A 19,450-nucleotide genomic window follows, 5' to 3' on the forward strand; every position below is an offset into this window, starting at 1 on the left:
AACTATCCACCTCCACGGTGGAGAAGTATTGTCCGTATAGACTGAGCTTGTCTTTGGCTTTGGTACGGTTTGGATAGAGATCTTCCTGATCCCCCCATCCGGTAAGTCCGATGTGAATCATAAGAACACCTCCTGTTGCTATTAGTTAACCGATTTGCAGGCGTATGTCTAACATTATATCGTGTGCATTTTGGCTCTTCAATGTAGAGGATCCACTGGAATTTTTTGAGTTTGCAGAATAAAGACGTTACAATACATTAAAGCTAGGGGAAATGATCAGGCCTGTACAAAGCGTACGACAGACAGAGGGCCGATGACCATGTGGAGGGCGAGTTTGGATGACGGAATGGTATGAAAAGAGTTTTGGAGAAGATTATCTTCTCGTATACAAGCACCGGGATGTGCAGGGTGCCCATCAGGAAGTACATAAAATGATCAATTGGTTGAAACTCAAGCCTAATGCTGAAGTATTGGATCTATGCTGCGGTATGGGACGGCACTCCATGGCACTTGCTGATGCAGGATTGCGAGTGACCGGTGTTGATCTGTCCGATGTGCTTCTGCGGGAAGCGCGCCTAATGGACACCGAACACCGAGTATCGTGGTGTCATGCGGACATGCGTGAACTCCCGCTGAAAGGTGGCTTCGACGCTGTAGTCAATCTGTTCACATCGTTTGGTTATTTCCTGGAGGACGGAGAACAACTGAAAGTATTACGTGCCATTCATCGCATGCTTCGGCCGGGTGGCAGCTATATTATTGATTTTATGAATACGGCTTATGTGACTCGGCATCTGGTGCCGCACTCTGTCCGAGAGGATGAAGGGCAGCGAATTGAGGAGTTCCGCAAGATTGAGGATGGATTTGTGCAAAAGGAAATTCGCATTACGGACACCGCATCCGGACATGAACCGCGGGTATATCAGGAGCGTGTGAAGTTGTACACACGGGATCAACTGAGTCAGATGTTAGGTGCATCCGGGCTCCGGGTAGATCAGGTTCATGGCGGCTATGATGAAGAAAAATATGACGAGCAGACTTCTCCACGCATGATTTTTGTTGGTCGTCGTCCTGTGGAGTGAACGGAGACCGTCAGGAAGGGGGATAACATGAAGCGAACAGAAGAGATGTCCATGACAGAGGGCATATACCGGGTCAAAATCAGCATGTCGTTTCCCTTGCGATGGGTGAACAGTTATGTGTTATCAGAACCGAATGGAAAGATAACCATTATCGATCCGGGACCGCGTAATTCGGAAACAGAACAAGAGTGGAATGAAGCATTGGGAGATCTCGGCCTGACTTTTGGCGACATTCATCAAATTGTACTGACCCACCATCACCCGGATCATCTGGGGTTGTCGGGTTGGATGCAACAGATGACGGGGGCACCCGTTCGAATGTCCACACGCTCCCGTCAAGAAGCCAATTATATGTGGGGACCTGATTCACGTATTAATACCATATTACCTGATTATTATGGTCGTCATGGTATGCCGGAAGACAAGACGGAGCAGATACATGAACATATGAAGGTATTTACTTCGCAGATCACGCCACTTCCGAATATCACACCTGTTGAAGATGGCGAATGGCTCAGTATGGGCGGGAGACGTTGGGTTGCTGTAGAGACGGGGGGACATGCCCCAGGTCATTTATCCTTTTATGCGCCGGAGTCCATGGAGATTCTGTGCGGAGATGCAGTGTTGCCCCAGATTTCACCAAATATCAGTCTTCAACCCGGCAGTGACCCTCAGCCATTATTGTCTTATATGGAAGGATTGCAACGTCTCGGGGAGCTGAATGTCAAGCAGGCGTATCCGGGGCATCGGAATCCTTTTGCCCAGTTCAGCGAACGGACAGTTCAATTGCTGGCTCATCATGAGGAACGTCTTCAGAAGATGACGGAGCGAATTCAGGAATCACCAGCGCATGCGTATGACATCTGTGTACACATGTTTGGCAATCGGCTTGGTACCCATCAACTGCGGTTTGCCATGAGTGAGACGTTGGCCCATTTGCAGGAGTTAATTCGACGCGAAGTAGTGAAGGAAGAGCAGCAACCGGATGATACGTTTTATTTTTGGATCTAACGGAACGATGATATCGATATGAAATGATAATGAAATCTTATATGGAGGCTCGGGACAGGAAATTCACCTGTTCCGGGCCTTTTTAGCCTCTCTTAACGGTTCATTCATCTATTTTTAAGCCAGCGCGCCTATCATACAACTATGAACTTCGCTAGGGAGCATTTTGAGACACACCCTAAAGAAAGCAGGGAAGAGCGATGACCAGAAAAAAACGGAATCAATGGAGAAAATGGCAAGCTTCAGCGGCAGCAACGTTGACCGTGGCTGCACTCTTTCAATATGTAAGAACTTCGGATGCCTTTGATATGGCCTATGCGGCAGCGAATGGCACGGATACAAGCATTGCTTCAAACCAGACGGATACACGTGATGATGTAATGGATGAATGGACCAACAGTACAACAGACAACAATAACTGGAAGACACAGGATAATGATAATGATAATGATAATGATGGTAGTCAATATAATGGAACATCCGATAGCACACAAGCCGCTCGGCCAGATCAGAGCATGAGTAACAGAGGAAATTATTCAGATTCTCAGCGTTTCGGGCAAAATAACCAGGATACAGACTCCGGTTACAGCAGTGGCAACTATCAGTCACGTACAGGTGCATCATGAGCCGCACAGAGCAAGTTGCTCGTCCGCTCCGGTTTCAATTTCGTGCGATGAACACGAATGTTGAAGTACAACTATCCGCTGGGCGGGAAGAAGCTGAACATGCTGCAAGCTTGGTGAAAAATTGGTTTGAGACGCAGGAGCAGCGTTTCAGCCGATTTGTGGCAGACAGTGAGCTGAATCGTCTGAATCAGTCGACGGGATGGATGCCCATCTCCGCTGCAATGGATGAAGTTTTGAGTCTGGCCTATGGATATATTGGACTGACTGAAGGAATTTTTCAACCGGGTATCTCGCAGGCTCTTCAGGCTTCGGGATATGATCTAAGCTTCGAGAAGGTGAAGCAACGACAATCGCAACGTCCATTACTTCAACGTATATTGCGAACGAGAACACCTGAATCATCAGGGGGGATGGAAGATCGATATGATCACAGCCTTCCGAGCTGGATTCAGCAGGAAGGTAGCCGAATGGTTCATCTGGACCCCGGATCTGAGCTGGATCTGGGAGGAATCGTTAAGGGATGGGCAGTGGAGCGCATTGCAGACTGGTTGCAACGGACATTGCATATCCCGGCGGGTTTAATTAATGCGGGTGGAGATATTCAAGTATGGGGTACACCGGACCATCCCCAGTGGACCTTGAGAGTAGCAGATCCTTTGCAAGACCAGGGTAATGTGTCAGGTGTGGTTCGTATACAGCGAGGAGCTGTTGCCACTTCGGGTATTTCGCATAGACAATGGCAAAATTCAGACGGAAGCCTTGCACATCATCTCATTGACCCCCGGACAATGGAACCGGCCGATACGGATGTGCTACAGTGTACCGTTTTGGGACAGCATGCGTCGCAATGCGAGATTATTGCCAAGACGGTCTGCATTATGGGAAGTGCCGAGGCAGTGGGTTGGTTAAACCGACATTATGATCGGCATGACGTCCTGTGGATAACACAGGATGGGAGCACTTATTTCAGAGGGAATACAGATACGCTCGCTGAGCACTGGCCCGGTTTTGATCCGGATCATCGTTTCAGTCTGATATAAAAAGAGGACAAGTCTAACAGATATGGGGGAGCCGGTTATGGCACAATGGATTGTAGATTACCTGCCAACGTGGAATATCATTCGAATTAGTGGAATTGCTGCTTATGTGCTGCTATTTGTCGGTGTGTTTCTGGGCATTGCTCAAGGGATGCCGATGGCCAAAGGCAAACCAAAAGCAGCCATGTTCAAATGGCATACGCGAACGACCTGGCTTGCCTTCGGACTTGGACTCGTGCATGCGTTAACGTTATATATTGATCATTACAGCCCATTTACCTGGGGAGAACTTCTGATTCCTTTTACCGCCTCCGTGCATCCGATTGGCAGTGGTCTGGGAACGTTAGCTTTCTACGGACTGGTGATCGTCCTGTTATCCAGTGATCTGCGGAACAAGCTGGGCCGCAAATGGTGGTTTATGTTCCACATGTTGTCTTATCCCGTGTTCATCGGTCTGCTGATTCACGGCATGGTTACGGGAACGGATTCTGGGAATATCATCATGCGGATGATGTATGTATTTACCGGACTCAGCATAATCGGTATCACCGTGCTGCGTGGCATGTTGCGAGAGCGCAAAGGTCCCGAGATCACGATTGGACCAAAGTGGACACCAGCTGAGCCAGCTGCCGACCAGAAGTGGGTTGAAGGTTTGGGTTTGGCGGGAAATGTACGACCTAAGCATCTAAAATAATAACATGTCGATCTTCAAAAAGTTATCATAGAAATGCAAAAAAGCGGCCAACAGGCCGCTTTTTTCATGAGCAGTTATTTCGTCGAACAGTCCTTTCACCAAGCATCCACACACATGTCCAATGTGCCGCAATGACTTCCGATATGCAACGAGTTACGCGTTATACAGCGTCATCACTTACAGGTTTTTCTCCCAGTGCTTCTTCAAGCTCGGATTGTTTGCGATGGGCGATTCGACTGCTTGCTGCCGATGCAATCGCACCGACAATATCATCGAAGAACGTATGGACAGGACCCAGGCTCTTGTCATTCAGTCGTTCGAGCACCCCTGGCTTCAGCTTGTCCACATAACCATAATTCGTAAATCCAATGCTGCCATATACATTGACGATGGAGAATGCCAAAATCTCATCCACGCCATATAGTCCTTCATCATTCTCAATCATCTCCTGCAAAGGAGAGATGAGCTGCCCCTGTTCTGCCAGAATATCAAGCTGAATCCCGGTCAGGACAGCATTCTGTACCTCACGTTTACGGAGAACCATCTCCACATTTTCGATGCATTCTTCCATGGTGAGACCCGGATAGTATTTTTTCTGCAATAACATGACCAGTTCTGCGATCTCAGGGATCGTGACGCCCCGCTTATGCAGCCATTCCCTTGTTGCCTCCGCGACCTTGCGGCTATTTAGGCTGTAAGGGATTTTTTCTTGCTCAGGATGTTCCATGGGCGATTCCTCCTCTGAAGTTAGCAATGTCCCTACTCTTGCTTCCTAATACGTTATTAACCTGTTTTACGTTTCTTTAAGATCATATATGAGTTTTCAGCGAAGCTGAACAATTCGATTATCGCAAGAAAAATTTCAGCTAAACGCGGTCTGTCTTCTGTGAAAGTGCGTTGATGGATGTTTTTCTTATGATCTTTTAGTTATTTTTTGGACAAAGGCTCGTATACATGGTAGTACAAACTGTAAAAATGATGAGGGGGAACGTGATCATGAAAAAGATCCATTCTTTGCGTACGGTATCGGCAGCTGCACTGCTGAGCATTCCTATGGTGTTGTCAGGTTGTGGCATGTTTGGAGCCCAGCCTTCCGAAGCTGTTGATCCACCACCGCCCATTCAGGAAGCAGCCATGATTCAGGCAGCCGAAGGGAATGGGGCACTCGCAACGCTCCCATTAACAACGGTATATCTGCAAGACCAGCAGGGGCTGCTCGCTCCGGTATCCCTGACTCTTCCTTCCGGAACAGATGCGAGCAGTCCAAAGACAGCTCTGGATACACTTGTGACAGGAGGGGCCTATGCGGGTATGCTGCCTGAAGGATTCCAGGGCGTTCTCCCGCAAGGAACGGTTGTGCAGAATGTAACGATTCACGCGGATGACAAGCTGGCGGTCGTGGAGTTCTCGGGTAATTTTGCCAAGTATGATGCGAAGCAAGAACGGAAAATGCTAGAAGCTGTCACGTGGACATTGACGGGAACTCCTGATGTGGAGAATGTGCAGATCTGGGTAGATGGCAAAAAGTTAACACAAATGCCGGTGAACAGCACGCCGTTGCCTGAACCGCTGAATCGGGCTGTGGGAATCAATCTGGATCTGGGTGATGCGTTTGTGGCGAACAGCAGCCCGGTCACGGTCTATTTCTCAGCAGCTTCACCAGCAGGCATCCAATATTATGTTCCGGTTACACGTCTCGTTACCCCTGGTGAAGATCGGGTGCAGGCAGCATTGAATGAACTGATCAAGGGACCTGACAAAGGCGGGGAACTGGAAGAGGTCATGACAGGTGGAACGGAGCTGCAATCGGTCAAAACGGCTGAGGACGGCACGGTAACAGTTGCGTTGAAAGATGATATGTTTGCCGAAGGGGATATCGTGCCAAGCGAGCTGTTACAGTCTGTCGTGTTAACGACGGCGGAGAATACTGCCAGCAAGGATGCCAAAGTACAGATCGAATGGAACGGCCAAAAAACGGTCATGGGTGACGATAACCGGGATTATAGTGCGCCGGTTTCCAAGCCTGAATATATCAACGAAATTCCGATTTAATGAACGCAAAATGCATAAGGATGCTTTTAACCGAACTCTTTGGTAAAATATAAGGGATTAGTAAAAGTGTGAACAAGCTCAACATTACAGGATGCTTAAGTCGTAGGAGGCAGAAAAATGAGATCAAACGGACGAACCAGCGAACAGCTGCGCCCGCTGAATTTAACAGTGAACACGAATAAATACGCCGAGGGCTCTGTACTGATTGAAGTTGGAGATACAAAGGTGATCTGTACAGCTACAGTGGAGGAACGTGTTCCTCCCTTTATGAAAGGGCAAGGGAAAGGCTGGGTAACGGCTGAATATTCCATGCTGCCACGTGCAACACATACTCGGAACCAACGTGAAGCCAATCGCGGCAAATTAACTGGACGTACCATGGAAATCCAGCGTCTGATTGGTCGGGCACTGCGCTCGGTGGTCAATTTGCAGGCTCTTGGTGAGCGTACGATTACGCTGGACTGTGATGTTATTCAAGCCGACGGAGGCACACGCACAACGTCCATTACCGGTGCGTTTGTAGCGCTGGCGCTTGCTGTGAACAAGATTTCCCAACAGCACAAACTGCAAGTATTCCCGATTACGGATTTCATTGCTGCGGTAAGTGTGGGTGTAGTGGGTGAACAGCCTGTATTGGATCTGAACTATGATGAAGATTCCAAAGCCAAGGTGGATATGAATCTGGTAATGACAGGCGGCGGTAAATACGTTGAACTTCAGGGAACAGGTGAGGAAGCTCCATTTGATCGCCGTGAGCTGAACGCAATGCTGGAACTGGGCGAGCAGGGAATTTTGGAGATGATCGAGCGTCAAAAAGAAGTACTGGGACCGATTGCGCTCAAGATTGGCGCACGTGGATTAGGGGAAGCGTAAGATGAGTTTGGACAGCCCAATTCTCATTGTCGCAACCCGTAATGCAGGCAAAGTCCGTGAATTTGCTCATGCTTTCGCACCACTTGGCAAAGAGGTCAAGAGTATGTTCGACTATCCGGAGTTGCCGGATGTGGTGGAAGACGGTGTAACGTTTGCGGAAAATGCCTGGAAGAAAGCCAAGGCGGTTGGTGATGCGCTTGGTTTGCCCGTTCTGGCAGACGATTCAGGACTTTGCGTAGATCTGTTGGACGGGGAGCCAGGAGTGTATTCAGCGAGATATGCGGGCGAAGGAGCAACGGATGCACAGAACAATGCGAAGTTGCTGGAGACGCTGGAATCGTTGAAATCTGGTGAGGACACCGAGCAGCCGCTCCTAAGTCCCGCACGATTCGTCTGTGCATTGGTACTGTACGATCCGACAACAGGTGATAAGTATGAATCGGAAGGCACTGCGGAAGGCTGGATTACGGCTCAAGCTGCAGGTGCTGGTGGTTTTGGATATGACCCACTCTTCTATGTCCCTGAATACGAGATGACGATGGCAGAGCTGACGCTTGAGCAAAAACAGGCGATTAGCCACCGTGGTCATGCGCTGAGAGCGCTTGTATCCAGACTTGAAGGCTGAGACTAAACGAAACATCTTGATTTAACTTAATGACATGTGAACATCAAAGCGTTAATGGAGGGACAGGACATTCCGATGGAATGGTTCACCCGCCATTAACGCTTTTTGTATAAATGAAGTATTGGATTAGATTTGGTGAGGTCCATCCATATACCTAATGGTGAGGGCTATTTTCTGCGACTATATAATAGAACGCATGTTCTTATACCTACATAAAAATTGGTTTGTGTTGCACGATTGGGAATCTCATTGGGGACTGGAGTTGGAAGAAGTTGCAAGCCTTGTGTGGTATGGGTTAACATTCAAATTAACGAATCATATATGAACCTTAAACGGAGGGATTTGCTCATGCAAGAAGTGAAGCTTGTTGTATCCTACGATGATTATGAGGACGGCATTCGTATGGAAAAATTAATCAAGGAACTGGCGACTAAACCGGAAGCCAGCTCATTGGAAAGTCTGGTCATCGGAGATTGGGGACAGGCTTATGAAAATTCGCCTGATGAGTTCGTGGGTGCGCTCGTCGAGTCCGCACCAAGCTTTCCGTCATTGAAGAAACTGTTCATTGGGGATATGGGATTCGAAGAATGTGAAGTGTCGTGGATTATTCAGACGAATCTTACCCCGCTGTTGGGTGCCTTTCCAGAATTAACATCATTATCGATCAAGGGCAGTAGCGATCTCAGTCTGGAACCGCTCCAGCATGCCAAGCTTGAAGAGTTGATTATTATATGTGGCGGTCTCCCAAAAGAAGTGTTATCTTCGATCACCCATGCCAAGTTGCCTGAATTACGCAAACTGGAATTATATCTGGGTGTGGATAATTATGGCTTCAATGGTTCAATTGAAGATGTACTCCCGTTGTTAGAAAAAGGATTATTCCCAAAACTGGTTTACTTGGGTCTGAAAGACAGTGAAATTCAGGATGAAATTGCGAAAGCAGCAGCTCAAGCACCTATTCTGGATCAACTTGAAGTACTGGATCTATCGCAAGGAACGTTGTCCGATGAAGGGGCTGAGGCGCTGCTTGCCAGTGACAAGATCAGGAAATTGAAACACCTCGATCTAAGTTACCATTACATGACTGATGAAATGATCCGTCGCTGGAAGCAATCGGGGATATCCGTAGATGTCAGTGACCAGCAACAGAGTGATGAGGATGACTGGCGCTATCCGTCGTTAACGGAATAGTTGATGTCAGGCGTAAAGGAAATGAATGAAAGTCTGCACCAGCCAATAGATGTACCTGATCTAACGCAAGATCAGCCCTTTTTATTGATCGGAAACCCTGATAACCGACGAACACAAGGGCTGCAAGAGGCTAGGCATAGATTGGGTCTGAAACCTGCGGTTGTACTGCCATATGCTCAATTGCTGCACAATTGGAGACATGGACGAACCATCGCTGATACAGTTGATTCCAATCTGCCTGTACCCCTGATTCGCATTGATGCTCCTGGTGAGGATTGGGAAGTGGAGCGTGAACTACTGTTCCTTGGAGCTATGAACGATACGTCAACATTAACGGGTGGAATGGGTACAGAAACATTTTCCGCAGAACAGGCACTTGCGCTGGAACAGGAGTGGGGAAGAATCTACGCTCCTGCTCAGTGGTTCCGTGGCTGGAAAGCATGTCTGGATCGAATCGGCCGTGAGATTCTTGAAATATGGCCTGAAGGCCGATTTATGAATGATCCCGCCGATATCCAATTGATGTTTGACAAGAGAACATGTCAGCAACATCTATCTTCTCATGGGGTTCATGTACCTCCTGCGCTCCAGTCTTCACAGCCGATCCGAAGTTACGCCGACTTGCGTACAGCGATGCAATATGCCGATATGAATCGTGTATTTGTGAAGCTTGCGTGCGGTTCCGGAGCCTCAGGCGTTGTCGCGTATCAGGTTAACCCACGTACGGGTGACGAAATTGCCGTAACAACGATGGGGATGGAACAGACACGGGATAAGACGATTTTCTTTAATGAAGGATGTTTACGCAAGTACACCCGCAGTGAAGAGATTGCTACATTGATGAACTGGTTATGTGCAGAAGGTGCACAGATTGAACGCTGGATGCCCAAAGCCACACTGGATCAGAGAGCCTACGATATTCGCCAATTGGTTGCGGGTGGACAGGCAGGCCACGCGATTATGCGACTTAGTAGTACCCCTATAACCAATCTGCATCTGCGCAATGAGCGTATGTTGCCTGCTGAAGCAGGTCTGGATGAACAGCGTATGTCGCTGGTTCGGAAGGCAGCGCAAGCAGCCATGTCTGCATTCCCAAACTCGTGGTCAGCCGGGATTGATGTGATGCTTACAAGTGGTCCGAATCCGCGTGCCTATGTGCTGGATGTGAATCCGTTTGGAGATCTGTTATACAGGGTTGAGCATCATGGCCTCGGAACCTATGCATGGGAAATGGAACTTTTACGAAAGGAGCCTATTCAACATGCCTGATATGAACACCATTGTGGGCTCCCATGATCTGTTAATGATTACACTAGATACGTTACGATATGACGTAGCCAAGCTGGAAGAGGCGAATTGTCCTAATCTGTGTGGTTCGGGTCCGTGGGAGAAGCGTCATACCCCGGGCAGTTTTACATATGCGGCGCACCACGCTTTTTTTGGTGGTTTCATGCCCACGCCTGCCAATACGGATAAGGCATCTCATGTAAGATTGTTCCATTCCCGGAATACCGGGCTCAAGACACATCCGCATACCTGGCAGTTTGATACACCGGATATCGTATCCGGGTTCGCAGCTGAAGGTTACCGTACCATTTGCATTGGCGGCGTCATTTTTTTTACGAAAAAAAACCCGCTTGCGAAAGTATTGCCGGGCTATTTCCAACAGAGCTACTGGCGAATGAACTTTGGGGTCACCAACCCCAAATCGACAGAACATCAGGTACAGCATGCATTAAAGTTGCTTGAACAGACGCCGCTAGATGAAAAAATATTTATGTTTTTGAACGTGTCTGCCATTCATGGTCCCAATCGTTACTTTGTGGAAGGTGCCAGGGAGGACTCGGTGGAGACTCAGCGAGCTGCACTTCGATATGTAGATGAGGCCCTTGGGCCATTGTTCGAGGTGATGAGGCAACGCGCCCGGCCTACCTTCTGTTTAGCTTTTTCCGATCATGGTACAGCTTACGGTGAAGACGGTTATCAAGGACACCGGCTCGCACATGATGTCGTCTGGACGGTGCCTTACCGTGAATTTTTCTTATAGAATGTAATGCACTTATGATGACCACAACCGGAGACAGGAGGAAACCGATGGACAAACATGTACAACATACAACAACAGGCCATTCCATACAGTCCGGATCCAATATAGCTACAGGTCTCCGTGAAGTACTGGCATTCCCTTATCGTTCTTACTTATATTCGTACCCGCACAAGACCGCATATCGGGAGCTTGACCCACCACTGCCGTTGGGGCCGCTGTGGGAACGAGAAAATACCGATACGTATTTTTTATATATGCACATTCCCTTTTGCGCTGCTCGTTGCGGATTCTGTAATCTGTTCACCCTGCCGGATCGACGGGATGATACGCATGAACGCTATGTGGATGCGCTGGAACGTCAGGCGGAGCAGTGGGCACCCATTACATCTCGCAGGCCGTATTCGAGGTTCGCGATTGGTGGGGGAACGCCTACATTACTGAATGAGGTTCAGTTGAATCGTCTGTTTGATATTGCTGAACATGTGATGGGACTGGACCCTGCGCAAGCATCGATTTCGGTGGAAACGTCACCGGATACGGTTACGGAAGCCAAACTTGCCATCATGAAGGAACGAAGTGTGGATCGGGTTAGTATGGGTATCCAGAGTTTTATTGAAGCTGAAGCATCCGCCATCTATCGTCCACAAAAACCTCAGGAGGTCGAACGGGCGCTTGAGAAGCTTACTCGTTATGATTTTCCATTGTTGAATCTGGATCTGATCTATGGTTTGCCGGGTCAAACGGTTGAATCATGGATCTATTCACTGGAAAGAGTATTGGCTTATGAGCCGGGCGAAGTCTTTATCTATCCTTTGTATACTCGGGAAAATACGATCGTAAAACCTGATGATATTCGTCGTCAGGGACCTGACATTCGGATGGAGCTGTATATGGCTGCACGTGAGATTTTAAAAAGTAAAGGGTATGTGCAGTATTCAATGCGAAGATTTGCCAAGGAACAATCGTCCTCCAAAGTGCTTCTGCCTTATAGCTGTCAGGAGGAGGGCATGGTTGGTCTGGGATGTGGCGCACGCTCTTATACGAGTGAGGTACACTATGCTTCCAAGTACGGCGTGAGTTACAAGGCCACACAGAGCATCATTGCCGATTATGTGGCGACTGAGCGCTACGATGTGGCGGATTATGGGATCGTGTTAAGCCGCGATGAACAGAGACGTCGTTTTATTCTGAAAGCCTTGCTGCATCGCGAGGGATTGACGTTGTCTGACTACCAACAGCGCTTCGGTACCGATGTGATGTCCGACTATGTATGGTTGGCTGAACTGTTGACAGAGGGCATGGCGCAGCTGGAGATCGATGAGGGCAAGCACGTACTGCGTCTGACAGAAGAAGGACTGGGTTACTCCGATGCGATTGGAGATTGGCTTATATCTGCCGAAATTCGTGAACAGATGGAAGGGTTTGTTTTCTCATGAGAGCGACTTTGTATTATCGGGGGAAGTTGTCTTCCTGTAATTACGACTGTCCATATTGCCCTTTCAGTAAGACGGTGGATTCCAAAGAGACGTTGGAAGTGGATGAACAACAATTGCGTCAATTTGTGAATTGGGTGAGGGAGCAGGAGAGTGCTGGGCATCAATTTTCGATTTTCTTTAATCCCTATGGTGAAGCTCTGGTACGACGCTGGTACCGGGAAGCGATGGTTGAGCTGTCTCATATGCCACATGTCGATAAGGTTGCGATTCAGACCAACCTGTCCGTCAAGCTGGATTGGGCGATGGAGCTGGATGCAAATAAAGCGGCCTTTTGGGCGACGTATCATCCTCGTGAGACCAAAGAGGCTTCTTTTGTTAAACAATGCTTGACCCTGCGTCAGATGGGACTTGCTTTTAGTGTCGGTACTGTAGGACTGCGTAGTGCTTTCTCCGCCATTGAGTCGATGAGACAGGCATTGCCGGATGATGTGTATATGTGGGTTAATGCCTTCAAAGATCGGCCCAAGTATTACACGCCAGAGGAGATTCAGTTTTTGCGTGGGCTTGATCCTCTTTTTGAGGGTAATTTGCAGGATTATGAGAGTTTGGGAAAACGATGTGCTGCCGGTTCAGAAGTATTTTATGTACAAGGGTCGGGGCATGTGAAGCGGTGTTACAAGGATCGACGAATTATTGGGCATCTGTATCGCGATGGTCTGCAGGCTTTGGCCGCGGATCGGCCTTGTCGGATGAATAAATGTGGCTGTTACATCGGTTATATCCACATGGAGGATTCCCCGTTCAGGGAAACGTTTGGCAGTGGGCTGCTTGAACGAAATCCGGTATTGATTCGTTGATCGGCATAAAGTACATCTTCGGAGTGAACGTGCAGCAAACCACAGCGGTTTGAACACGCCATAATGGAGGTGTATTTTTTTGTTTTTTCGTGTGGAAGGTGAATTTGTTTCACCTGGATAAGTCATGCACTCCTTTGAAAATTCCTGAAAATAGTACATGATTATTTTTATGGTTCAAATTTCATAGTTATTGGGTTATAAATACTAGGAATAAAGACCCTTAATTAAATGATATGGGCGTTTATAATCGCTGTATATATTTACAAATAGGTCTAAAGACTTAATAATTCCTAAGGGAGGCCAGATGCAGAAGTTTGGAACACCATGTACTTTATTTGAACTTTCGGGGGAATTAAACATGAAAAGAATATCGATTAGCCGAAAATTACTCTTGGGATTCTCGTCTGTATTGTTGTTATTGGTAGCGGTGACGGTCATAGCCTATACCCAATTTGTATCTGTAGAGAAAACGTATACAGAATTAATTAATGATAGGACAACGAAATTACTACTCATCAAAAATATGTCGATAGATCTTAAATCACAGCAGATTGCTTTAAGGAATTATGTGATGGAAAGCAGCTCACAAAACGAACAGGAATTTAATAAGGCTTATGAAGATTACATAGCGTTAAGTGATGGGTTAAAATCAACAGTTACAAGTCAAAAAATGAAAGATTACCTTACGCAATCCGATGAGTCAATGAACAAGTATTATGCATTTGTACAGAACATCATGACATTGACAAAACAGGGGAATAACAGTGAAATCTCAAGGTTGCTCCAGGAAACAGCACCAGGGATCATTGCTGAATTCGAAGCAATTGTGGAAGGAATGGAAAAACATCAACAAGATGCCATGAATTCAGGAGTTGTGGATGCAAATCTTCAGATTGCCCAGGTTCTTCGGTGGGTTACTATCATCGGAATTGCTTCTATTCTAATTGGGACACTGGTGGCGCTGATCATTGGCAGACTGATCTCCTTGCCAGTTGCTGCCGTTGCACAAGCAGCAAGCCGGATTGCTGATGGGGACCTGACGGGTGAGGCGATTGTTGTTCGTAATCGGGACGAGATTGGAGATCTGGCCGATTCCTTCAACAAAATGATGGATAACTTGCGTCATTTAATCCATCAGGTGGGTCATAATGCGGATCGGGTAGCTGCTTCATCTGAGGAATTAACGGCAAGTACAGAGCAAACGGCGACAGCGACCGAACAGGTAGCTACAACGATGGAAGAGATTGCTACGGGTATGGATACGCAAGTGAGTATGGTTGGAGACGGATTTCATACGATTAGTGAATTGTCCACAGGCTTTCAGCAGATGACAGAGAATACACAAAATATGTCAGATGAAGCAACCCATGCGTCAGCAAAAACCATAACTGGTAATGATGCAGTTCAATCGGCTGTTGAGCAGATGAACTCGATTCATCAGACGGTACGTGTACTCGCTACGGTTATTGAAGAACTGGGTAATCATTCCGATGAGATTGGATCTATGGTTGAAAGTATCTCCGAAATATCGGCACAAACCAATCTGCTGTCTCTTAATGCGGCTATTGAGGCTGCAAGAGCAGGTGAGCATGGGCGTGGGTTCGAGGTGGTTGCTACCGAGGTGCGCAAGCTGTCTGATCAATCTGCGAAATCAGCGGAACAGATCAATCTACTCGTAGCTGCTATACGAAAAGGGATGAATAATGCATCACAATCTATGGGAGAAGTAAACGCTGAGGTTCAGGAAGGTATAGAACTTGTCCGTAAAGCGGGAGGTACCTTTGAAGAGATTCGTGTAGCTGTCAGCAATGTCGCGGGTCAGACTCAGGAGGTATCTGCATCCATTGAACAAATGGCAGCGGGTGTGGAGCAGATCAATGTGTCCATGAAGACCATCATGGAAGTAACAGAGAATGCAGCTGCCGGAACAGAGGAAGTCAGTGCAACGTCCGAGGAACAACTGTCTGCCATGCAGGAAATCGCTTCGGCGGCTAATGACCTTTCCTCTATGGCGGAAGAGTTACAGGAGTCCGTCAGTCGATTCAAAGTGTAATCAGGGATTGGCATATATAACAAGTGGGTGCCAGGAGAGTAACAGTTAAGCTGTTCTCCTGACACCCTTTTTTTGATGAATGAGCGATCAGAGGATGATTCTAACGAATAGCGACTTTATATGTCCGCAACCAGGTATTGATCTGAGTCAGATAAGCAAATAGCTGGGGACCCGACATGAGTTGCCCGAACCAGGGCAGATTGGACGCTGCATCCGGTGAAGACGCAAGATTGCGGATCTGAGCTTTGTCGATCAGAGGTAAAATAGGCGATGTAGGATCATCCAAAATATCAAGCACCTGTTGTTTGACCGCGGCCAGATATTGCGGATTATGTGTTTTCGGATATGGACTCTTTTTGCGATATAACACATCGTCAGGCAGGACACCTTCGAGTGCTTTGCGCAGAATACCTTTTTCTCGCCCACCTGTTATTTTCATTTCCCAAGGGATATTAAATACGTATTGAATCAATCGGTGGTCACAGTAAGGTACCCTCACTTCCAACCCTGCACCCATACTCATCCGATCTTTGCGATCCAGAAGTGTAGGCATGAAACGTGTAATGTTCAGGTAGGACATCACCCGCATTTGTGCAGCTTTACCCGTTTCCCCATCCAGAAGAGGCACTTCAGCTACTGCATCCGAATAACGATCTGCCAAATAGTCGAGTGGCCGAATCCATTCCCGAATATCCGGGGATAATAGCGCTGCTCGCATGTCAGGTGCTACAGACCATGGAAACGTACCGGAGTTCAGCATATCTTCTCGATGGAACCAGGGGTAACCGCCAAACACCTCATCCGCTGCTTCGCCTGAAATGGCAACCGTGGCCCCCTTCTTGATCTCTTTGCAGAATAGATAGAGCGAGGAGTCCACATCTGCCATGCCAGGCAGATCCCTTACTAACATGGCCTGTGTCAGTGCATGAACCAGTTCTCCATTCTCAATCTCAATCCAGTGATGGTCGGTCTTGAGTTCATCCACCATACGCTTAATCCAGGGTCCATCTGCACCCGGCTGAAAGGAATGCGCCTGGAAATGCTTGGCATTATCCACATAATCGACAGAATACGTACTGACTTGGCCCTGCCCGGTCCGATTGTAATAATCCACGGCTAATGCAGACAAGGCACTGGAGTCCAGTCCTCCCGATAAAAGAGAACATACGGGAACATCCGAAGCCAACTGGCGCTCCAGTGTATCTTGCAAGAGCGTTCGTACCTCGGCTGCCGTCTCTTCCAGATTATGTTCGTGATGCTGGCTTTCCAGTTTCCAGTAGGCATAGGTTCGAATTCCATTGCGGTTGTAGATCAGCGCGTGCGCAGGCTTGAGTTCGCTCAGTGAAGAGTATACGCCGTGTCCTGGTGTCCGTGCAGGTCCTACGATAAACACTTCGGCCAATCCTTCCGGGCCAACAGCCGCTTCCACATCGGGGTGAATGAGCAGAGCTTTGGGCTCTGAACCGAATACGAGGGTGTCTTTTGCATTACTGTAGAACAGAGGTTTTACGCCAAGGCGATCTCGTGCGATAAAAACCTGTTCACGTCCCCCATCCCATATGGCAAAAGCAAAAATACCGTTAAACCGGTCAACGCATGCTGGCCCCCACTCAATATAAGAGGCGAGCAACACTTCCGTATCACATTGTGTGCGGAACTGATGCCCTCGCTGGAGCAATTCCTTTTTCAATTCGGGTGCATTGTATAGTTCTCCGTTATACACGACGGTATAGGAGGTATCTCCCTGTAACGCATGCATGGGCTGTGCCCCGTTCTCGGGGTCCATTACACTAAGACGCCGATGTCCAAAGGCACAAGGATTGGAGATCCATGTACCTGAAGCGTCGGGCCCCCGGTTCGACAAGCTATCCGTCATACGGACCAGCAGCTCTGATTCCTGGGTCAAATCCCGATTCCAATGTATGAAGCCGGTAATACCGCACATGGTTTGTTCATCCTTTCTTGGTCGAGTCATTCATCCGTATGGCTGCTTCGTTTACGGGCAACCAGCAAATGTTGTCTTTTTCGTCAGAGGTCGTAACAAATATATGCCGAAAGCAGGCATAAAATGTCTGTCCTCTTCGGAAACTAGTTCTAGGGACAACGGCCTCAACATGCCTGTGAAGGAGAGAACATGCAATGGACAGTATGAAGTATTATGTGTCTGTCATGGGCCGCTCCGTTATTCCGGATCCGTCGGTAACATCGTATGAATGGATCATTCAGGCAACGCCGCAGGAAGCGGAGCATTTACTGGGACTGCTTAACCTCATGCAGGAAAAGGAGGAGGAAGCCTTTCCTGGCATGGTATTCCCGTGGCCAGATACACCGGAGGAATCCGTAAACCGGGCGTATGAAACGGTATTACAACAAGTGTATCGGGAGATTTACCGATTAGGCACACCAGAGACACGATACCAGATTGAACAAAGTACATGAGAAGCACAAAGGAAAAGGAGCGCGATGACGAATGTATGCCATTCAAGATGCTAAAATACGAAGATTAACCGAGGTAGACGGATTATCCTGTGCAGAAGTGGAGGTACAGCCTGGAAATGCCGGAGATCCGTCATTACTTGTATACGTGGCCTCTACTCAACCTGGAAATTCGCTGGAAGTTGTTCGGATTGTACGCAATCACTCCGATTCGGCGATCGACTGGTATAACAATAATATGCATACCGCATTTGAAGAGGCGACAGAAACCGCATTTGAGAACAGTGAAGGGTTGACGGTTGAAGAAGATAAGGCTCGGTTTCAAAGTGAGTTGTTTGCCTTTGGTTTGCTTGGTCCAACACTTCAGCGTTATCTGATCGGGCAGGCTTAATTAAAATGTACGTTCTCCAGCAACATATGTGGTAATAGCGGGATAGAGTTCAATGTTGAGCATACGTAGACAGTGACCTATTGCTGTTGTTATAACTTCATCTGTAACTGGAAAAACCCGCCGTTGTTAAACGGCGGGTTTTGATTATGCATTGATCAGATGAGGTGGAGGTGTCAAGCATACTCGCGTAGTACTTGAATTCCTTTGACCACGTTGTACAGAAAGCTTAATCCGTAGATCACAAAAAATAGAATGACAAACCCGACGGCGGAACCCAGGCTATGTGCAGTCACGAAGAAATAGAATAGCGGTATGGCAGCCAGAAAGGGGAATACATGTGAAAACAAGGCGCGTTTCGCATGACCCTCAATGTAATCATCCTTGGCAACAATCCATATAATAATGGGAAACAGGAACGGGGCAAAGAAAATACTAAAGTAGGATAGGGCTGATAAAAGTTGTCTCATGACAAGTCTCTCCTTCAATGATCATTGAAATGTATGTATGCAAAAGATTACCCAGCAATCCTGACATTGAACATGTCTTATGCAATCTTACTCTAGATGTCCTGATCTCCTCAATATAACCTGGTTCAAGCTATCATATTCTCAAAGGGATCGGAGTATGAGAATAATACGGTAAAGTACCTGTATAGAGGCTGTTCAAAAATTCCGTTTTTGATTACGAGGGATACCTTTGAACCCGTATTTAAATATAATTATTAATTTTTTTATAAAACTATTGAAAAATTTAGAAATCAGAGTATAATAAGAACCGCGCCGAAAATTTATTATACATATTTGTCTCAGTAGCTCAGCTGGATAGAGCAACGCCCTTCTAAGGCGTCGGTCGGGGGTTCGAATCCCTCCTGGGACGTAAAAAAGAAAACTTCCTTCAGGAGGTTTTTTTGCGTACAGGGGAAGAGAACCCCAATGGTTCGTCGGAGCATTTGCTTCGTTAGCACAACTTCGCAGTCTCGACTGGAAGGAGAGTATCCCTCCTGGGACGTAAAAAAAGAAGCTTCCTTCGGGAAGCTTCTTTT

General features: G+C 47.5%; 19 protein-coding genes and 1 tRNA gene. 17 read left to right on the top strand and 3 right to left on the bottom strand.

All coding sequences use genetic code 11. The features are described from left to right. The first annotated feature begins 338 nt into the window (after positions 1-338). The 5 genes from ACE3K2_RS00540 to ACE3K2_RS00560 all read left to right on the top strand — a co-directional run bounded on the left by ACE3K2_RS00540 (position 339) and on the right by ACE3K2_RS00560 (position 4,447). Entirely contained in the window at positions 339-1,082 is a 744-nt protein-coding gene (locus ACE3K2_RS00540; RefSeq protein WP_421885500.1) for a class I SAM-dependent methyltransferase, read from the top strand. Positions 1,083-1,109: 27 nt separating this feature from the next. Continuing rightward, a complete protein-coding gene (locus ACE3K2_RS00545; protein WP_421885503.1) occupies positions 1,110-2,093 on the top strand; it encodes an MBL fold metallo-hydrolase in 984 nt (327 codons plus the stop codon). A 197-nt stretch (positions 2,094-2,290) separates the two neighbouring features. Beyond that, the gene (locus tag ACE3K2_RS00550) at positions 2,291-2,716 is read left to right on the top strand and encodes a hypothetical protein (RefSeq protein WP_421885506.1); all 426 of its coding nucleotides are present in this window, start codon (positions 2,291-2,293) and stop codon (positions 2,714-2,716) included. Then, a complete protein-coding gene (locus ACE3K2_RS00555; RefSeq protein ID WP_421885510.1) occupies positions 2,713-3,756 on the top strand; it encodes an FAD:protein FMN transferase in 1,044 nt (347 codons plus the stop codon). Before ACE3K2_RS00550 ends, ACE3K2_RS00555 begins: the two co-directional genes overlap by 4 nt. A 37-nt stretch (positions 3,757-3,793) precedes the next feature. Continuing rightward, positions 3,794-4,447 carry a ferric reductase-like transmembrane domain-containing protein gene (locus tag ACE3K2_RS00560; RefSeq protein ID WP_421885514.1) on the top strand — a complete coding sequence of 218 codons (654 nt, stop codon included), beginning with the start codon at positions 3,794-3,796 and terminating at the stop codon, positions 4,445-4,447. 160 nt (positions 4,448-4,607) lie between these two features. On the opposite strand, the gene ACE3K2_RS00565 is transcribed toward ACE3K2_RS00560, so the two are convergent. After that, positions 4,608-5,174: a phosphatidylglycerophosphatase A gene (locus ACE3K2_RS00565; RefSeq protein WP_091037633.1), complete on the bottom strand. Its 567-nt coding sequence runs from the start codon at positions 5,172-5,174 to the stop codon at positions 4,608-4,610. A 269-nt stretch (positions 5,175-5,443) separates the two neighbouring features. On the opposite strand from ACE3K2_RS00565, the gene ACE3K2_RS00570 reads away from it, so the two are divergent. From ACE3K2_RS00570 to ACE3K2_RS00610, 9 genes are all read left to right on the top strand, one after another. After that, on the top strand, positions 5,444-6,499 hold the full coding sequence (locus ACE3K2_RS00570; RefSeq protein ID WP_421885517.1) for a GerMN domain-containing protein: 1,056 nt from the start codon (positions 5,444-5,446) through the stop codon (positions 6,497-6,499). Positions 6,500-6,616: 117 nt separating this feature from the next. Beyond that, positions 6,617-7,372, top strand: a complete 756-nt coding sequence (rph, locus tag ACE3K2_RS00575) for a ribonuclease PH (protein WP_017692572.1) — start codon at positions 6,617-6,619, stop codon at positions 7,370-7,372. A gap of 1 nt (position 7,373) precedes the next feature. After that, positions 7,374-7,997: an XTP/dITP diphosphatase gene (locus ACE3K2_RS00580; RefSeq protein ID WP_017692573.1), complete on the top strand. Its 624-nt coding sequence runs from the start codon at positions 7,374-7,376 to the stop codon at positions 7,995-7,997. A gap of 348 nt (positions 7,998-8,345) precedes the next feature. Further along, positions 8,346-9,188: an STM4015 family protein gene (locus ACE3K2_RS00585; protein ID WP_421885521.1), complete on the top strand. Its 843-nt coding sequence runs from the start codon at positions 8,346-8,348 to the stop codon at positions 9,186-9,188. A 21-nt stretch (positions 9,189-9,209) separates the two neighbouring features. Further along, positions 9,210-10,457: an STM4014 family protein gene (locus tag ACE3K2_RS00590; protein WP_421885524.1), complete on the top strand. Its 1,248-nt coding sequence runs from the start codon at positions 9,210-9,212 to the stop codon at positions 10,455-10,457. Next, on the top strand, positions 10,450-11,235 hold the full coding sequence (locus tag ACE3K2_RS00595) for an STM4013/SEN3800 family hydrolase (protein ID WP_421885527.1): 786 nt from the start codon (positions 10,450-10,452) through the stop codon (positions 11,233-11,235). The genes ACE3K2_RS00590 and ACE3K2_RS00595 overlap by 8 nt, the downstream gene beginning before the upstream one ends. A gap of 47 nt (positions 11,236-11,282) precedes the next feature. Next, on the top strand, positions 11,283-12,671 hold the full coding sequence (locus ACE3K2_RS00600) for an STM4012 family radical SAM protein (protein WP_421885529.1): 1,389 nt from the start codon (positions 11,283-11,285) through the stop codon (positions 12,669-12,671). Continuing rightward, positions 12,668-13,528, top strand: coding sequence for an STM4011 family radical SAM protein (locus ACE3K2_RS00605; protein WP_421885532.1), 861 nt, complete (start codon positions 12,668-12,670; stop codon positions 13,526-13,528). The genes ACE3K2_RS00600 and ACE3K2_RS00605 overlap by 4 nt, the downstream gene beginning before the upstream one ends. A 358-nt stretch (positions 13,529-13,886) precedes the next feature. Next, complete coding sequence (locus ACE3K2_RS00610; protein ID WP_421885535.1) at positions 13,887-15,581, top strand: methyl-accepting chemotaxis protein; 1,695 nt, start codon at positions 13,887-13,889, stop codon at positions 15,579-15,581. A gap of 100 nt (positions 15,582-15,681) precedes the next feature. Here ACE3K2_RS00610 and asnB read toward each other — a convergent pair whose 3' ends face one another. After that, on the bottom strand, positions 15,682-17,526 hold the full coding sequence (gene asnB, locus ACE3K2_RS00615) for an asparagine synthase (glutamine-hydrolyzing) (RefSeq protein WP_421885547.1): 1,845 nt from the start codon (positions 17,524-17,526) through the stop codon (positions 15,682-15,684). 194 nt (positions 17,527-17,720) lie between these two features. Here asnB and ACE3K2_RS00620 point away from each other — a divergent pair, with 194 nt between their 5' ends. After that, entirely contained in the window at positions 17,721-18,020 is a 300-nt protein-coding gene (locus ACE3K2_RS00620) for a hypothetical protein (protein WP_421885538.1), read from the top strand. 31 nt (positions 18,021-18,051) lie between these two features. Beyond that, complete coding sequence (locus ACE3K2_RS00625; RefSeq protein WP_421885541.1) at positions 18,052-18,408, top strand: hypothetical protein; 357 nt, start codon at positions 18,052-18,054, stop codon at positions 18,406-18,408. 173 nt (positions 18,409-18,581) lie between these two features. On the opposite strand, the gene ACE3K2_RS00630 is transcribed toward ACE3K2_RS00625, so the two are convergent. Then, entirely contained in the window at positions 18,582-18,875 is a 294-nt protein-coding gene (locus tag ACE3K2_RS00630) for a DUF4870 domain-containing protein (RefSeq protein WP_421885544.1), read from the bottom strand. Positions 18,876-19,210: 335 nt separating this feature from the next. On the opposite strand from ACE3K2_RS00630, the gene ACE3K2_RS00635 reads away from it, so the two are divergent. Beyond that, positions 19,211-19,284, top strand: a tRNA-Arg gene (locus tag ACE3K2_RS00635). Positions 19,285-19,450: the final 166 nt, after the last annotated feature.

Source organism: Paenibacillus sp. (assembly GCF_048976745.1).
Lineage (GTDB): Bacteria > Bacillota > Bacilli > Paenibacillales > Paenibacillaceae > Paenibacillus.

Excerpts from the sequence above, each read along its gene's own strand:
- ACE3K2_RS00605 (WP_421885532.1), top strand. The coding sequence starts at position 12,668 with ATGAGAGCGACTTTGTATTATCGGGGGAAGTTGTCTTCCTGTAATTAC.
- ACE3K2_RS00570 (WP_421885517.1), top strand. The coding sequence starts at position 5,444 with ATGAAAAAGATCCATTCTTTGCGTACGGTATCGGCAGCTGCACTGCTG.
- ACE3K2_RS00630 (WP_421885544.1), bottom strand. The coding sequence starts at position 18,875 with ATGAGACAACTTTTATCAGCCCTATCCTACTTTAGTATTTTCTTTGCC.
- ACE3K2_RS00580 (WP_017692573.1), top strand. The coding sequence starts at position 7,374 with ATGAGTTTGGACAGCCCAATTCTCATTGTCGCAACCCGTAATGCAGGC.
- ACE3K2_RS00590 (WP_421885524.1), top strand. The coding sequence starts at position 9,210 with ATGAATGAAAGTCTGCACCAGCCAATAGATGTACCTGATCTAACGCAA.
- ACE3K2_RS00610 (WP_421885535.1), top strand. The coding sequence starts at position 13,887 with ATGAAAAGAATATCGATTAGCCGAAAATTACTCTTGGGATTCTCGTCT.
- ACE3K2_RS00625 (WP_421885541.1), top strand. The coding sequence starts at position 18,052 with ATGTATGCCATTCAAGATGCTAAAATACGAAGATTAACCGAGGTAGAC.
- ACE3K2_RS00555 (WP_421885510.1), top strand. The coding sequence starts at position 2,713 with ATGAGCCGCACAGAGCAAGTTGCTCGTCCGCTCCGGTTTCAATTTCGT.
- ACE3K2_RS00620 (WP_421885538.1), top strand. The coding sequence starts at position 17,721 with ATGGACAGTATGAAGTATTATGTGTCTGTCATGGGCCGCTCCGTTATT.
- ACE3K2_RS00540 (WP_421885500.1), top strand. The coding sequence starts at position 339 with ATGACGGAATGGTATGAAAAGAGTTTTGGAGAAGATTATCTTCTCGTA.
- ACE3K2_RS00565 (WP_091037633.1), bottom strand. The coding sequence starts at position 5,174 with ATGGAACATCCTGAGCAAGAAAAAATCCCTTACAGCCTAAATAGCCGC.
- asnB (WP_421885547.1), bottom strand. The coding sequence starts at position 17,526 with ATGTGCGGTATTACCGGCTTCATACATTGGAATCGGGATTTGACCCAG.
- rph (WP_017692572.1), top strand. The coding sequence starts at position 6,617 with ATGAGATCAAACGGACGAACCAGCGAACAGCTGCGCCCGCTGAATTTA.
- ACE3K2_RS00585 (WP_421885521.1), top strand. The coding sequence starts at position 8,346 with ATGCAAGAAGTGAAGCTTGTTGTATCCTACGATGATTATGAGGACGGC.
- ACE3K2_RS00545 (WP_421885503.1), top strand. The coding sequence starts at position 1,110 with ATGAAGCGAACAGAAGAGATGTCCATGACAGAGGGCATATACCGGGTC.
- ACE3K2_RS00600 (WP_421885529.1), top strand. The coding sequence starts at position 11,283 with ATGGACAAACATGTACAACATACAACAACAGGCCATTCCATACAGTCC.
- ACE3K2_RS00560 (WP_421885514.1), top strand. The coding sequence starts at position 3,794 with ATGGCACAATGGATTGTAGATTACCTGCCAACGTGGAATATCATTCGA.
- ACE3K2_RS00550 (WP_421885506.1), top strand. The coding sequence starts at position 2,291 with ATGACCAGAAAAAAACGGAATCAATGGAGAAAATGGCAAGCTTCAGCG.
- ACE3K2_RS00595 (WP_421885527.1), top strand. The coding sequence starts at position 10,450 with ATGCCTGATATGAACACCATTGTGGGCTCCCATGATCTGTTAATGATT.